The organism is Massilia sp. 05N420 (assembly GCF_056397205.1).
On sequence record NZ_JBFTMX010000025.1, the window covers coordinates 114,003 to 127,577 of the forward strand.

11 protein-coding genes are annotated in these 13,575 nt (G+C 66.1%); 10 read left to right on the forward strand and 1 reads right to left on the reverse strand.

The features are described from left to right. Window positions 1–109 precede the first annotated feature (109 nt). The 5 genes from AC1DIX_RS17320 to AC1DIX_RS17340 all read left to right on the forward strand — a co-directional run bounded on the left by AC1DIX_RS17320 (window position 110) and on the right by AC1DIX_RS17340 (window position 6,476). Complete coding sequence (locus AC1DIX_RS17320; RefSeq protein WP_477326012.1) at window positions 110–1,360, forward strand: Hsp70 family protein; 1,251 nt, start codon at window positions 110–112, stop codon at window positions 1,358–1,360. A 27-nt stretch (window positions 1,361–1,387) separates the two neighbouring features. Beyond that, window positions 1,388–2,023 (forward strand): 3'-5' exonuclease, encoded by a 636-nt coding sequence (locus AC1DIX_RS17325; RefSeq protein WP_442122114.1) that lies wholly within the window; start codon window positions 1,388–1,390, stop codon window positions 2,021–2,023. Window positions 2,024–2,295: 272 nt separating this feature from the next. Then, window positions 2,296–3,684, forward strand: a complete 1,389-nt coding sequence (locus AC1DIX_RS17330) for a tetratricopeptide repeat protein (protein WP_477326014.1) — start codon at window positions 2,296–2,298, stop codon at window positions 3,682–3,684. 121 nt (window positions 3,685–3,805) lie between these two features. Then, window positions 3,806–5,989 (forward strand): prolyl oligopeptidase family serine peptidase, encoded by a 2,184-nt coding sequence (locus AC1DIX_RS17335; protein WP_477326016.1) that lies wholly within the window; start codon window positions 3,806–3,808, stop codon window positions 5,987–5,989. Between the two features lie 55 nt (window positions 5,990–6,044). Then, the gene (locus AC1DIX_RS17340; protein WP_477326018.1) at window positions 6,045–6,476 is read left to right on the forward strand and encodes a hypothetical protein; all 432 of its coding nucleotides are present in this window, start codon (window positions 6,045–6,047) and stop codon (window positions 6,474–6,476) included. Window positions 6,477–6,502: 26 nt separating this feature from the next. Here the strand turns inward: AC1DIX_RS17340 and AC1DIX_RS17345 are convergent, their stop codons facing one another. After that, a complete protein-coding gene (locus AC1DIX_RS17345; RefSeq protein ID WP_442122119.1) occupies window positions 6,503–7,099 on the reverse strand; it encodes a helix-turn-helix domain-containing protein in 597 nt (198 codons plus the stop codon). A 183-nt stretch (window positions 7,100–7,282) separates the two neighbouring features. Between AC1DIX_RS17345 and kbl the strand changes: the two genes are divergently transcribed. From kbl to AC1DIX_RS17370, 5 genes are all read left to right on the forward strand, one after another. Next, a complete protein-coding gene (gene kbl / locus AC1DIX_RS17350) occupies window positions 7,283–8,488 on the forward strand; it encodes a glycine C-acetyltransferase (RefSeq protein ID WP_442122120.1) in 1,206 nt (401 codons plus the stop codon). A 17-nt stretch (window positions 8,489–8,505) separates the two neighbouring features. Beyond that, window positions 8,506–9,462, forward strand: coding sequence for an NAD-dependent epimerase/dehydratase family protein (locus AC1DIX_RS17355; protein ID WP_477326020.1), 957 nt, complete (start codon window positions 8,506–8,508; stop codon window positions 9,460–9,462). A gap of 82 nt (window positions 9,463–9,544) precedes the next feature. Next, the gene (locus tag AC1DIX_RS17360; RefSeq protein ID WP_477326022.1) at window positions 9,545–10,933 is read left to right on the forward strand and encodes an L-serine ammonia-lyase; all 1,389 of its coding nucleotides are present in this window, start codon (window positions 9,545–9,547) and stop codon (window positions 10,931–10,933) included. Between the two features lie 146 nt (window positions 10,934–11,079). Then, the gene (thrC, locus tag AC1DIX_RS17365) at window positions 11,080–12,555 is read left to right on the forward strand and encodes a threonine synthase (RefSeq protein WP_477326024.1); all 1,476 of its coding nucleotides are present in this window, start codon (window positions 11,080–11,082) and stop codon (window positions 12,553–12,555) included. After that, window positions 12,552–13,575 (forward strand): molybdopterin molybdotransferase MoeA (locus tag AC1DIX_RS17370; RefSeq protein ID WP_477326026.1); only part of this gene is annotated, 1,024 nt, incomplete at its 3' end. The genes thrC and AC1DIX_RS17370, both read left to right, overlap by 4 nt.

Genomic DNA, 13,575 nt, shown 5'->3' on the forward strand with positions numbered 1-13,575 from the left:
GCCCGATTGCGGCTTGTGGAACTTCCGCGGCGGCGGGAGACTCGCCGGCCCCGGCCGAGTTCTGGTAACATCTCGCCCCTTCCCTTGCTCCTCTTCCAGATAGGCTTCCATGGCGAACGCTTGCGGCGTCGATTTCGGCACCTCCAATTCCACCGTCGGCTGGGTCCGCCCCGGCCATCACAGCCTGCTGGCCCTCGAGGACGGCAAGCCGACCCTGCCGTCGGTCGTGTTCTTCAATGCCGACGACGAACAGGTGCGCTACGGCCGCGCCGCCCTGGCCGACTACCTGGAGGGCTACGAGGGCCGCCTTATGCGCTCGCTGAAAAGCCTGCTCGGCACCAGCCTGATGGATGGCCAGACCGAAGTCGCCGGGCGCGCCTTGCCATTCCGTCAACTGCTGTCCCATTTCATCGGCGAGCTGCGCCGTCGCGCCCAGCAGCAGGCCGGGCGCGAATTCACCAGCGCCGTGTTCGGCCGCCCGGTGTACTTCGTCGACGACGATCCGCAGGCCGACCGCCTGGCCGAGGACACCCTGGCCGAGATCGCGCGCGCGGCCGGTTTCCGCGAGATCGGCTTCCAGTACGAACCGATCGCCGCCGCCTTCGACTACGAATCGCGCATCGAGAAGGAAGAACTGGTGCTGATCGCCGACATCGGCGGCGGCACCTCGGACTTCTCGCTGGTGCGCCTCGGCCCGGACCGCGCAGGCCGCATCGAGCGCCGCGACGACATCCTCGCCACCGGCGGCGTGCACATCGGCGGCACCGACTTCGATAAATACCTGAGCCTGGCCTCGGTGATGCCGCTGCTGGGCTACGGCAGCGCGCTGGTTTCTGGTGCGCCGGTGCCGTCCAGTTATTATTTCAACCTGGCGACCTGGCACACGATCAACCAGGCCTATACCCGCAAGAGCATCGCCCAGCTCGACGACCTGGCGCGCGACGCCGCCGAGCCGGCCAAGCTGGGCCGGCTGCGCAATCTGATCGACGAGCGCGCCGGCCACTGGCTGGCGATGCGCGTCGAGGACGCCAAGATCGGCCTGTCGGCCACGCCGTTGGTCGAGCTCGACCTGGACCGCCTGGCGCCGCCCGAACGCCTGCAGGTGGAGCGCACGGTGTTCGAGGCGGCCATCGCGGGCCTGGTCGACCAGGTCGGCGCCACCGTGCAGCGCCTGCTGGGCGAGGCCGGGGTGGCCGCGGACCAGGTCGACACCGTGTTCTTTACCGGCGGCTCGAGCGGGGTCGCGGCCCTGCGTGAACGGATTGCCGCCATCGTCCCCGAGGCGAGGCGCGTCGAGGGCGACCTGTTCGGCAGCATCGGCGCAGGCCTGGCCATCGACGCCGCCCGTAAATTCGGCTAAGTGAAAGCCCAACTCTGAAAGACCACCATGTTTGAACGCCCGATCGTCATGCTCGACTTCGAGACCACCGGCCTCTCGCCGGAGGGCGGCGACCGTATCACCGAGGTTGCCGCGCTGCGCATTGCCGGCGGCGAGATCGTCGACCGCTATGTGTCGCTGGTGAATTGCGGGGTTCGCATTCCGCCCTTCATCACCTCGCTCACCGGCATCACCCAGCAGATGGTCGACACGGCGCCGCTCGCCGAAGACGTGGTGCCGGAACTGATCGAATTCATCGGCGGCGACACGCTGGCGGCCCACAACGCCAGCTTCGACGAGAAATTCCTCAAGGCCGAAGGCGCGCGCCTGGGCCACGCCTGCCGCCATGCGGGGCTGGTGTGCTCGGTCAAGCTGTCGCGGCGGGTGCTGCCGGGCATGTCCAGCTACAAGCTCGGCGAACTGGCGCGGTCCCTCGGGATCGCCTTCCGCGGCACCGCCCACCGCGCCGAGGCCGACGCCGAAGTGGCGGCCCGCCTGCTGCTGCACATCGGCCGCCGCCTGGGCGAATCCTACGGGCTGGCGCCGGTGGCGCCCGAACTGCTGGTCGAGATCAATCGCCTCTCGGCAGCCAGGGTGCATGGCTACATCGGCGATTATGCTGCGGCGCGCAAAAGAGCGCGCTGAGCTGTCGAAGGGCGCGCGCGCTAGCCTGTGTGCGAACCCAACAGTTTGTCTCGTCACAATGGCTGCTTCATCAGATCGGCGTGATTTCCGCAACAGTTGCGCTGGCTCTGTCTAGTTGCCGATTTTTCCGGATTTTTTTCCGCGTCGAACGGTCGCCCGTCTGTGCCAGATCAAGCCCGTCGGATTCCTCCTAGTTAAACTTTTGGCAATTCTTGCGGCGCTGCCATGAGGCGGCGCCGAGGCTTTCCTGTCCGATTTTTCCTGGAGCGAGCATGCAGCAGTCTGACGTCTCACCGGAGAATTCCGTGCTGGCCTGGTTCGCCCGCGCGGCCGAGCGCGGCGACCCCTATGCGCAATTCAACCTTGGGCTGATCTACAAGAATGGCGACGGCGTGACCCGCGACGACGCCTGCGCCGCCGGATGGCTGCGCCGGGCGGCCGAGCGCGGCCTGGCCTTCGCCCAGAACCATCTCGGCTCGATGGTCTACCAGGGACGCGGGGTGCCGCAGTCGGACGCCCAGGCGGTCGGCTGGTTCGCGCTGGCGGCCGAGCAGGGCGATCCCTCTGCCCAGCAAAACCTCGGCGACATGATGCGCCGCGGCCGCGGCGTGGCGCGCAGCCCGGAGCTGGCGCTGGTCTGGTACCAGCGCGCAGCCGCCCAGAACCTGCCCAGCGCCCAGCACCTGCTCGGCGAATGCTATCTGCGCGGCGAAGGCACGGCCGTCAACTACCCGCTGGCCGCGGCCTGGCTGCGCAAGGCAGCCCTGGGCAAGCATGCGCCGGCCGAGGTGGCGCTGGGCATGATGCTGCGGCGCGGCCAGGGCATGGCCGCCAACGATGTCGAAGCCGTGTACTGGTTCCGGCGTGCGGCCGGGCGCGGCGATCCTGCCGCCCAGCGCCTGCTGGGCCTGTGCTATCTCGAAGGCGTGGGCGTGCCGCGCGACGCCAAGGCGGCCCGGCCCTGGCTGCACTGCGCCGCCATCCAGGGCGATGCCGAAGCCCAGTTCAGCCTGGCCCTGCTGCTGGCCGGCGGCCGCGGCGGCCCCTGCGACCAGGCCGAGGCGCTGACCCTGACCACCCGCGCTGCCAAGCAGGGCCATGTGCTGGCCCAGTACAACCTCGGCAATATGTATGCGCACGGCCGCGGCGTACCGGCCGACATACGCCAGGCCTTCTACTGGTACCGGCTGGCTGCCGGGCAGGGCGCCGCGAATGCCCAGTTCACGCTGGGCGTGATGTATGCGAACGGCCAGGGCGGCCGCCGCGACGAGGTGCTGGCGGTCGAATGGTACCGGCGCGCCGCCGAACAGGGCGATGCCAGCGCCCAGAACAATCTCGGCGTCATGTACGCCACCGGGCAGGGCGTCGGACAGGACGATGCCGAAGCCGTGCGCTGGTATGCCCTGGCCGCCGAACAGGGCCACGCGCTGGCCCAGTACAACCTGGGCGGCATGTACAACAGCGGCCGCGGCGTGCCGCGCGACAGCGTGCGCTCCTACATGTGGATGTTGCTGGCGGCCGATGCCGGCGACCCGGCGGCCAGCGCCAACAAGGCCATCGTCGCCCGCCGTCTCTCGCCCCGCGAAATCGAGGACGCCCAGGACCTCAGCCGGCAGTGGCGCGCACGCACGCTGTTGCGCGACGCGCAGCGCACCGCCTGAGCGGAAGCGACGCGGGAGGATGTGCATGCTGCACCAAGGATATTTGTCGGATGAACAATTCGCGCTATCATGCCCAACGGCATGAGCCACTTCCTCCACCGTCAAGTCAATTAGAAAAAGCATGCATATGAGACAAGTCACCCTCGCCGCCGCCGTCGCGGCCGCCTTCTTCTCGTTCGGTGCCGCTCCGGCCATGGCCGCTCCGACCTGCGACACCAGCGGCACCCCGCTGAACTATCCGGTCGCAAAGAAACTCGACCAGACCGACGATTACCACGGCACCAGGGTCGCCGACCCCTACCGCTGGCTGGAAGACGCCAACAGTGCCGAGACCAAGGCCTGGGTCGAGGCCGAGAACAAGGTGACCCAGTCCTACCTGGCGCAGATCCCGCAGCGCGAAGCCATCCGCCAGCGCCTGACCCAGCTCTGGAACTACGAGCGCTACAGCGTGCCGTTCAAGGAAGGCGGCCGCTACTTCTTCAGCCGTAACGACGGCCTGCAGAACCAGTCGGTGCTGTACACCATGAAATCGCTGACGGACACGCCGCGCCTGCTGCTGGATCCGAACACCCTGGCCGCCGACGGTACCGTCGCCCTGGCCGGCACGGCGGTGAGCCCGGACGGCAAGCTGCTGGCCTACTCGACCGCGGCTTCGGGCTCGGACTGGAACGAGATCCGCGTGCGCGACGTCGACACCGGCAAGGACCTGGAAGACCACATCCAGTGGGTCAAGTTCTCCAGCACCGCCTGGACCAGGGACGGCAAGGGTTTCTTCTACAGCCGCTACGACGAGCCGAAGGAAGCCACCAAGCTGGCCGACGTGAACTATTTCCAGAAGCTCTACTACCACAAGCTGGGCACCCCGCAGAGTGCCGACGTGCTGGTCTATGACCGTCCGGACGAGAAGGAATGGGGCTTCCACGCCGAGACCACCGACGACGGCCGCTATCTGCTGATCCAGGCGACCAAGGGCACGGCCCATAAATACCGGATCTTCTACAAGGATTTAGCCAAGCCGGATGGCAAGGTCATGCCGCTGATCGACAACTTCGAAGCCGCTTACGACTTCATCGACAACGTCGGCCCGGTGTTCTACTTCGCCACCGACCGCAATGCGCCGCGCAAGCGCATCGTCGCGATCGACGTCAACAGGCCCCAGGAAGCGAACTGGAAGACCGTGGTGCCGGAAAGCCAGCAGACCCTGGTGTCCAGCCACATGGTCAACAAGCAGCTGATCAACGAATATCTGGCCGATGCGCAAAGCCGGGTCAGGATCACCGACCTGAAGGGCAAGCAGGTGCGCGAGATCGCCCTGCCGGGCATCGGTTCGGTGTCGGGCTTCGGCGGCAAGCAGGGCGATACCGAGACTTTCTTCTCCTTCACCGGCTTCACCACCCCGACCACGATCTACCGCGTCGACATGAAGAGCGGCGCCTCGACCGTGTTCCGCCAGCCGAAGGTAACCTTCAATCCGGCCGACTACGAAACCCGCCAGCAGTTCTATACCAGCCGCGATGGCACGAAGGTCCCGATGTTCATCGTCTCGAAGAAGGGCCTGAAGCTGGACGGCAGCAACCCGACCTACCTGTACGGCTATGGCGGCTTCAATATCTCGATGACCCCGGGCTTCTCGCCGGCCAACCTGGCCTGGATGGAGATGGGCGGCGTTTACGTGGTCGCCAACCTGCGCGGCGGCGGCGAGTACGGCGAAGCCTGGCACGAAGCCGGCACCAAGCTGAAGAAGCAGAACGTGTTCGACGACTTCATCGGCGCGGCCGAGTGGCTGGTCAACAACAAGGTGACCTCGCCGAGCAAGCTGGCGATCGGCGGCGGCAGCAATGGCGGCCTGCTGGTGGGCGCGGCAATGACCCAGCGCCCGGAACTGTTCGGCGCGGCGATCCCGCAGGTGGGCGTGATGGACATGCTGCGCTTCCACAAGTTCACCATCGGCTGGGCCTGGACCTCGGACTACGGCTCGTCGGAAAACGCGGACGAGTTCAAGGCGCTGGTGAAGTACTCTCCGCTGCACAACCTGAAACCGGGCACCTGCTATCCGGCGACGATGATCACCACGGCCGACCATGACGACCGCGTGGTGCCGGCGCACAGCTTCAAGTTCGCCGCCACCGCCCAGGCCGACCAGGCCGGCAGCAATCCGATCATCATCCGCATCGATACCAAGGCCGGTCACGGTGCGGGCAAGCCGACCAGCAAGCAGATCGAAGAGGTGGCGGATCGCTGGGGCTTCCTGACCCGTGCGCTGAAGATGAATGAGGCGCAGACGGTGGCGGGCGGTTCGGAGTAAAAGCCTGTCCTCGATGGCGCACCCCGGCGGTGCGCCATCTTCTTAAGGAGTCACGATGTTTCGTTACTGTTACCGGGCCGCTTCGGGCACCTTGCTTTGTCTTGCCCTCATCTCATCCGGTCTCGTGTCCGCTGACGAGCCCGCGCCCGGCAGCGCGCATTGGATTGAAGTGGAGGGCGGCGCGTGGGTGGTGCCGCCGGCAGTCGTCGCGGGCATGGCGGCGGGCCTGCAGGCGGAAGCCGACCGTCATTGGGGCATGGGGCGGCGCAGGCCGCTGGGAGATTACACGATCCAGTACCAGGGGCAGCGCCAGGATGGGCAGCGTTTGATACGCCTGGGCGGCGCCTGCAGCTTGCAAGGCGTCAAGGCCGAAGCGTTGAGAAAGCGATTCCGGGTCGTGTTTGATGGCGGCACCTGTTTCTTCGACGCGAACTACGACCCGGAAGCAGGGCGCTTCCTCGACTTCGCATTCCACGGCTACGCCTGAGCCGGCGCCCGAGGCCGGCCCCGGCCTCAGCGGTGCACCACCACCATCAAGGCCTTCGCCTCGGTCTTGCCGATATTCCGGATCGTATGCGCGACATCCGCCGGATAGCGCGCCGTCGCCCCATGCTTGACCTTTTTCTTCTCCGGTCCCACTTCCAGTTCGACCGCGCCGGTCACCACGGTCAGGTGCTCGCTGGTGCCCGGGTCATGGGCCTGGGACGCCAGTTCGCCGCCCGGCTGCAGGGTCAGCTCGTACCATTCGTATTTGCCGGCCAGGTCCATCGGGCCGAGGATGCGTAGCGAGTAGCCGGCGTGGGCGCCGGGCAGGGTGGGGATCTCGTGGGCGTCGACGACCCGGATCAGGTCGGTGCTGCGCACTTCCGACGACAGCAGTTCGCCGATCTGCACGCCCAGCGCGTTGGCCAGGCGCCAGGTGATGGCGATGGTCGGATTCGCCTTCTCGCGTTCGATCTGGGACAGCATCGATTTGGACACGCCGGCGATGCGCGACAGGTCTTCGAGCGTGAGGCCGCGCGCCAGGCGCAGGCGCTGCAGGGTGGCGCCGACTTCGGGCGGTGCGCCGGCCGGGGTGGCGGGGGCGAGTGTCGTTACAACTTTATTCATCTACGCTTATTTGGCAATTGCTTGCCAACTCACTTGTCAACTGCGATGGCCGGGGGTAATATTCGATATATTGAATTTTTGTTCGAGATAAAGAACTCGGTTCAATACATCGAACGAACGGATCAACGGTACAACATCCGATAACCACCGGTCAAGCCGGAAAATACAAGGACGAGGAAGACAATGAGCGACCAGGCATTCTATAGCGCCCTCCAGACCAAACTCGACACGCTCCGGACCGAGGGCCTGTTCAAGCCCGAACGCGTGCTGGCATCGCGCCAGGGCGCCGAAGTCGTCGCCGCGGACGGCCGTACGCTGATCAATATGTGCGCCAATAACTACCTCGGCCTGTCCGGCGATCCGGAAACCCAGAAGGCGGCCGAAGCCGCGCTGCAGAAGTACGGCTACGGCCTGTCCTCGGTGCGCTTCATCTGCGGTACCCAGACCGTGCACAAGGAACTGGAACAGAAGCTGTCGGAATTCCTCGGTACCGAAGACACCATCCTGTACGCGGCGGCCTTCGACGCCAACGGCGGCGTGTTCGAGCCGCTGTTCGACGAGAACGACGCGATCATCTCGGACGCGCTGAACCACGCCTCGATCATCGACGGCATCCGACTGTGCAAGGCCGCGCGCTACCGCTACGCCAACAACGACATGGCCGACCTGGAGAAGCAGCTGATCGCCGCCCGTGACGCCGGCAAGCGCCACAAGATCATCGTCACCGACGGCGCCTTCTCGATGGACGGCACCATCGCCCAGCTGGACAGGATCGTCGAGCTGGCCGAGAAATACGGCGCCCTGACCATGATCGACGAGTCGCACGCTTCCGGCTTCATGGGCAAGACAGGGCGCGGCACCCACGAGCATTTCAACGTGATGGGCAAGATCGACATCATCACCGGTACCCTTGGCAAGGCCCTGGGCGGCGCGATGGGCGGCTTCACTTCGGGCCGCAAGGAAGTCATCGAGACCCTGCGCCAGAAGTCGCGCCCCTACCTGTTCTCGAACACGCTGGCGCCGATGATCGCCGGTGCGTCGATCGCCGTGCTGGACCGCATCGGCAAGAGCACGGAGCTGCGCGACCGCCTGCACGAGAACACGGCCTATTTCCGCCGCGAGATCGAGCGCATCGGTTTCACCATCAAGCCGGGCACCCACCCGGTGGTGCCGGTGATGCTGTTCGACGCCCCGGTGGCGCAGAAATTCGCGGCCCGCATGTTCGAACTGGGCGTGCTGCTGTCGGGCTTCTTCTACCCGGTGGTGCCGATGGGCCAGGCGCGCGTCCGCGTGCAGCTGTCGGCGGCGCATACCCGCGAACAGCTCGACACCGTGCTGAAAGCCTTCGAACAAGCCGGCCGCGAGCTGGGCATCATTAAAAGCAACTGAGAACAGGTAGGTAAAGAATGGAACGCATCCTCATCATCGGCGCCAATGGCCAGATCGGCAGTGAACTCGTGTCCGCGCTGGCGGAAAAGCATGGCGCGCAAAACGTCATCGCTTCGGACATCAGCGAAACCAATGTGTACGGCGCGCAGCGCTACACCCGCCTCGACGTGATGGACCGCGATGCCGTGTCCCGCCTCATCCTTGATGAGGGCGTCACCCAGGTCTACCAGCTGGCCGCGCTGCTGTCCGCGACCGGCGAGAAGGCCCCGCTGAAAGCCTGGTCGCTGAACATGGACGGCCTGCTGAACATCCTCGAGATCGCCCGCGAGCGCGTGGAAGCCGGCAAGCCGCTGAAAGTGTTCTGGCCTTCGTCGATCGCCGCCTTCGGCCCGAACACGCCGGCCGAGAACACGCCGCAGTACACGGTGATGGATCCGACCTCGATCTACGGCATCAGCAAGCTGGCCGGCGAGCGCCTGTGCGAGTACTACCACGCCAAGTACGGCGTCGACGTGCGCAGCATCCGCTACCCGGGCATCATCAGCTTCAAGTCGCCTCCGGGCGGCGGCACCACCGACTACGCGATCGCCATCTTCCACTCGGCGCTCAAGGGCGAGACCTACGAGTGCTTCCTGGGCCCGGAAACCACGCTGCCGATGATCTACATGCCGGACGCGATCCGCGCTACCATCGAGCTGATGGAAGCCCCGGCCGGAAAAGTGGTCATCCGCTCCTCGTACAATGTGGCCGGCGTGTCCTTCAACCCGCGCGAGCTGGCAGCCAGCATCCAGCGCAAGCTGCCGGACTTCCGGATCGCCTACAAGCCGGACAGCCGCCAGCAGATTGCCGATTCGTGGCCGAAGAGCCTGGACGATGCCCGCGCGACTGCTGACTGGGGCTGGAAGGCCAGTATCGGTGTCGAGGAGATGGTTGCCGACATGCTCGAAAATGTGGATGTCGGACAGACTGCCTGAGTGTTGACGTCTACGAGGCGCAGGCCCTTGTCCTGTTCTTCCGGACCCAAAGATAATAAAGAAGCTTTTCAGGAGACAGCTCATGGACATGAGCGTATTTGACTTATTCAAGATCGGCATCGGCCCCTCCAGCTCGCACACGGTCGGCCCGATGGTCGCCGCGCGGCGCTTCCTGCTGGAGTGCGGGGACCTGAGCCAGGCGGTCGGCGTCGAAGCCCACCTGTATGGCTCGCTGGCCCTGACCGGCGTCGGCCACGCCACCGACAAGGCCGTGATCCTGGGCCTGATGGGCGAGACGCCGCAGGGCATCGATCCGGACAGCGTCGAGGACAAGCTGGCCGAGGCCGAACTCGATGGCGTGCTCWAGCTGCTGGGTACCAGGGAAGTGCCGTTCTCCAGCAAGACCAACCTGGTCTGGCACAAGCAGTCGACCCTGCCCGAGCATCCGAACGGCATGCGCTTCGTGCTCCAGTTGAGCGACGGCAGCGTCATCGAACGGATCTTCTATTCGATCGGCGGCGGCTTCATCACGGCTGCCGGCGAGACCCAGGCGCCAGCCAAGGAGACCGAAGGGGCGCCCGTGCCTTATCCCTTCGGCACCATGCGCGAGCTGCTCGAACACGGCAGGCGCGACGGCCTCTCCATTCCCGCCATGCTGCGAACGAACGAGCTGTCGCGCATGAGCGCGGCCGAGCTGGACGCCGGCCTGGACCGCATCTGGGACGTGATGCGCGACTGTATCGCCCACGGCCTGGTGACCGAAGGCCAGCTGCCGGGCGGCCTGAACGTCAAGCGCCGCGCCGCCAAGCTGTGGAAGCAGGCGCACTGCGATGCCGGCAACCGCCGCAACGAACTGCCGCACGACGCGACCCACCAGGTGACCCTGTACGCGATGGCGGTCAATGAAGAGAACGCGGCCGGCGGCCGGGTCGTGACGGCGCCGACGAACGGCGCGGCCGGCATCATCCCGGCGGTGCTGCGCTACTACGCCGAAGACTGCCGTCCGAGTGATCCGGTAAAGGGCATCCGCGACTTCCTCCTGACCTCGGCGGCGATCGGCATGCTGTGCAAGAAGAACGCCTCGATCTCGGGCGCCGAGATCGGCTGCCAGGGCGAGGTCGGCGTGGCCTGCGCGATGGCGGCGGCCGGCCTGGTGGCTGCACTCGGCGGCTCCAACGAGCGCATCGAGAACGCGGCGGAGATCGGCATCGAACACCACCTCGGCATGACCTGCGACCCGATCGGCGGCCTGGTGCAGATTCCCTGCATCGAGCGCAACGGCATGGGCGCGATCAAGGCGATCACCGCGGCCTCGCTGGCCATGAAGGGCGACGGTACTCACTTCGTCAGTCTCGACAACGTGATCGATACCATGCGCCAGACCGGCTACGACATGCAGGCCAAGTACAAGGAGACTTCGCTTGGCGGCCTGGCGGTGCACGTGGTGACCGTCAACCACGCGGCTTGCTGAGTTTGTGCCTGGGCTCATCCCGGCCGGTGGCTGGGATGACCGGCCCAGGCGCCGCAATCTGAACAATATTCGGTAAAAAGACAAGTTTGCTGCAGGCGCACTATAATAAATAGTCAACGCCCGCCAACTTCGATCCTCCTTACCGTATGCACTATGTCTCCACCCGCGCGACCAGCGCGTCCGCAGCACGCAATCCCCAAGGTTTCTCCGACATCCTGCTGGGCGGCCTCGCGCCGGACGGCGGGCTGTATCTGCCGGCCGACTACCCGCAGGTCACCGGCGCCGAGCTCRACGCCTGGCGGCAGCTGGCCTACGCCGACCTGGCCTACGAGATCCTCCGCAAATTCGCCACCGACATCCCGGAAGCCGACCTGAAGGCCCTGACCGCGAAAACCTATACGGCCGAGGTCTACCGCAATGCGCGCGCCGACGAGTCGGCCGCCGAAATCACGCCCCTGCGCGTGCTCGAAGAGGGCGTCAAGGGCAAACTGATCCTGCAGGGCCTGTCGAACGGCCCGACCCTGGCCTTCAAGGACATGGCCATGCAGCTGCTCGGCAACCTGTTCGAGTATGCGCTGGCCAAGAATGAGGATGAGCTGAACATTTTTGGCGCCACCTCCGGCGACACCGGCAGCGCGGCCGAATATGCGATGCGCGGCAAGCGCGGCATCCGCGTCTTCATGCTGTCGCCGCACGCGAAGATGAGCGCCTTCCAGACCGCGCAGATGTTCAGCCTGCAGGACCCGAACATCTTCAACATCGCCGTCGAGGGTGTGTTCGACGATTGCCAGGACCTGGTCAAGGCGGTGTCGAACGACCTCGAATTCAAGGCCCGCCACAAGATCGGCACCGTCAACTCGATCAACTGGGCGCGCGTGGTGGCCCAGGTGGTCTACTACTTCCGCGGCTACCTGAAGGCGACCACTTCGAACGAGCAGAAAGTCTCGTTCACCGTCCCCTCGGGGAACTTCGGCAATATCTGCGCCGGCCACATCGCCCGCATGATGGGCCTGCCGATCGACAAGCTGGTGGTGGCGACCAACGAGAACAATGTGCTGGACGAGTTCTTCCGCACCGGCGTCTACCGCGTGCGCAAGCCGGCCGAGACCTTCCATACCAGCAGCCCGTCGATGGACATCTCGAAGGCTTCGAACTTCGAGCGCTTCGTCTACGAACTGGTAGGCCGCGACGCCGGGCGCACGCACGCGTTGTTCAGGAAAGTCGAGACCCACGGCGGCTTCGACCTGTCGGGCGCGCCAGGCAGCGACGGCGACGAGTTCAAGCGCGTGGCGGAATATGGCTTCGTCTCGGGCTGCTCGAGGCATGAAGATCGCCTGAACACCATCCGCGAAGTCTTCGACGACTACGGCATCACCATCGACACCCACACGGYCGACGGCATCAAGGTCGCGCGCGAGCACCTCGCGCCCGGCGTGCCGATGATCGTGCTGGAGACCGCGCTGGCGGCCAAGTTCAATGAGACCATCCTCGAAGCCCTGGGCGCGGACGCCGAGCGCCCGGCCGGCTTCGAGAACATCGAGGCGCTGCCGCAGCGCTTCGTGGTCATGAAGCCGGACGTCGTGCAGATGAAGGCGTATATCGCGGAGAGGACCGCGCAATGAGCGCAGTCGCCGCGCCGGCGCGCAAGCCGCTGATGCCCGTGCGGGAAGCCCTCGACTTCCTGCTGGCCGCCGCGCGGCCGGTGTCCGAGGTCGAGCTGGTGCCGACCCTGGAAGCCAACGGCCGCGTACTGGCCGAAGACCAGGCCTCGAAGCTCGACGTGCCGGGCGCCGACAATACCCAGATGGACGGCTACGCGGTGCGCGCGGCCGACTGCGCCGGCGGTGCCGCAAAACTGAAGGTGGCGCAGCGCATCCCGGCCGGCCAGGTCGGCAGCTTCCTGGAACCCGGCACCGCGGCGCGCATCTTCACCGGCGCCTTGATTCCCGAAGGCGCTGACGCCGTCGTCATGCAGGAGCAGTGCGAGCTGGATGGCGACACCGTCACCGTCAGGCACACGCCGCAGTCCGGCGAGTGGATCCGCCGCCAGGGCGAGGACGTGCGCGCCGGCGCCGTCATCCTGCCGGCCGGCACCCGCCTGCGCAGCCAGGAACTGGGGCTGGCCGCGTCCGTCGGCCTGGCCGAGCTGCCGGTGCGGCGCCGCCTGCGCGTGGCCGTATTCTTTACTGGCGACGAGCTGGCGATGCCTGGCGAGCCCTTGAAGCCTGGCGCGATCTACAACTCGAACCGCTTTACCCTGCGCGGCCTGCTGGAGAACTTCGGCTGTGAATTCACCGACTACGGCATCGTTCCGGATTCGCTGCAGGCTACCCGCGACACCCTGCGCGCGGCGGCCAGGCAGCACGACCTGATCATCACCTCGGGCGGCGTCTCGGTGGGCGAGGAAGACCATATCAAGCCGGCGGTCGAAGCGGAAGGGCGGCTGAACATGTGGCAGATCGCCGTGAAGCCGGGCAAGCCGCTGGCTTTCGGTGAAGTCAACCGGGGCGACGGACGCAAAGGGTCCGGCGTCAGCAGCGCCACTGGCGCTGCCTACTTCCTCGGCCTGCCCGGCAATCCGGTGTCGAGCTTCGTGACCTTCCTGCTGTTCGTGCGGCCCTTCCTGCTGCGCCTGCAGGGCG

Excerpts from the sequence above, each read along its gene's own strand:
- AC1DIX_RS17320 (WP_477326012.1), top strand. The coding sequence starts at position 110 with ATGGCGAACGCTTGCGGCGTCGATTTCGGCACCTCCAATTCCACCGTC.
- AC1DIX_RS17325 (WP_442122114.1), top strand. The coding sequence starts at position 1,388 with ATGTTTGAACGCCCGATCGTCATGCTCGACTTCGAGACCACCGGCCTC.
- AC1DIX_RS17330 (WP_477326014.1), top strand. The coding sequence starts at position 2,296 with ATGCAGCAGTCTGACGTCTCACCGGAGAATTCCGTGCTGGCCTGGTTC.
- AC1DIX_RS17335 (WP_477326016.1), top strand. The coding sequence starts at position 3,806 with ATGCATATGAGACAAGTCACCCTCGCCGCCGCCGTCGCGGCCGCCTTC.
- AC1DIX_RS17340 (WP_477326018.1), top strand. The coding sequence starts at position 6,045 with ATGTTTCGTTACTGTTACCGGGCCGCTTCGGGCACCTTGCTTTGTCTT.
- AC1DIX_RS17345 (WP_442122119.1), bottom strand. The coding sequence starts at position 7,099 with ATGAATAAAGTTGTAACGACACTCGCCCCCGCCACCCCGGCCGGCGCA.
- kbl (WP_442122120.1), top strand. The coding sequence starts at position 7,283 with ATGAGCGACCAGGCATTCTATAGCGCCCTCCAGACCAAACTCGACACG.
- AC1DIX_RS17355 (WP_477326020.1), top strand. The coding sequence starts at position 8,506 with ATGGAACGCATCCTCATCATCGGCGCCAATGGCCAGATCGGCAGTGAA.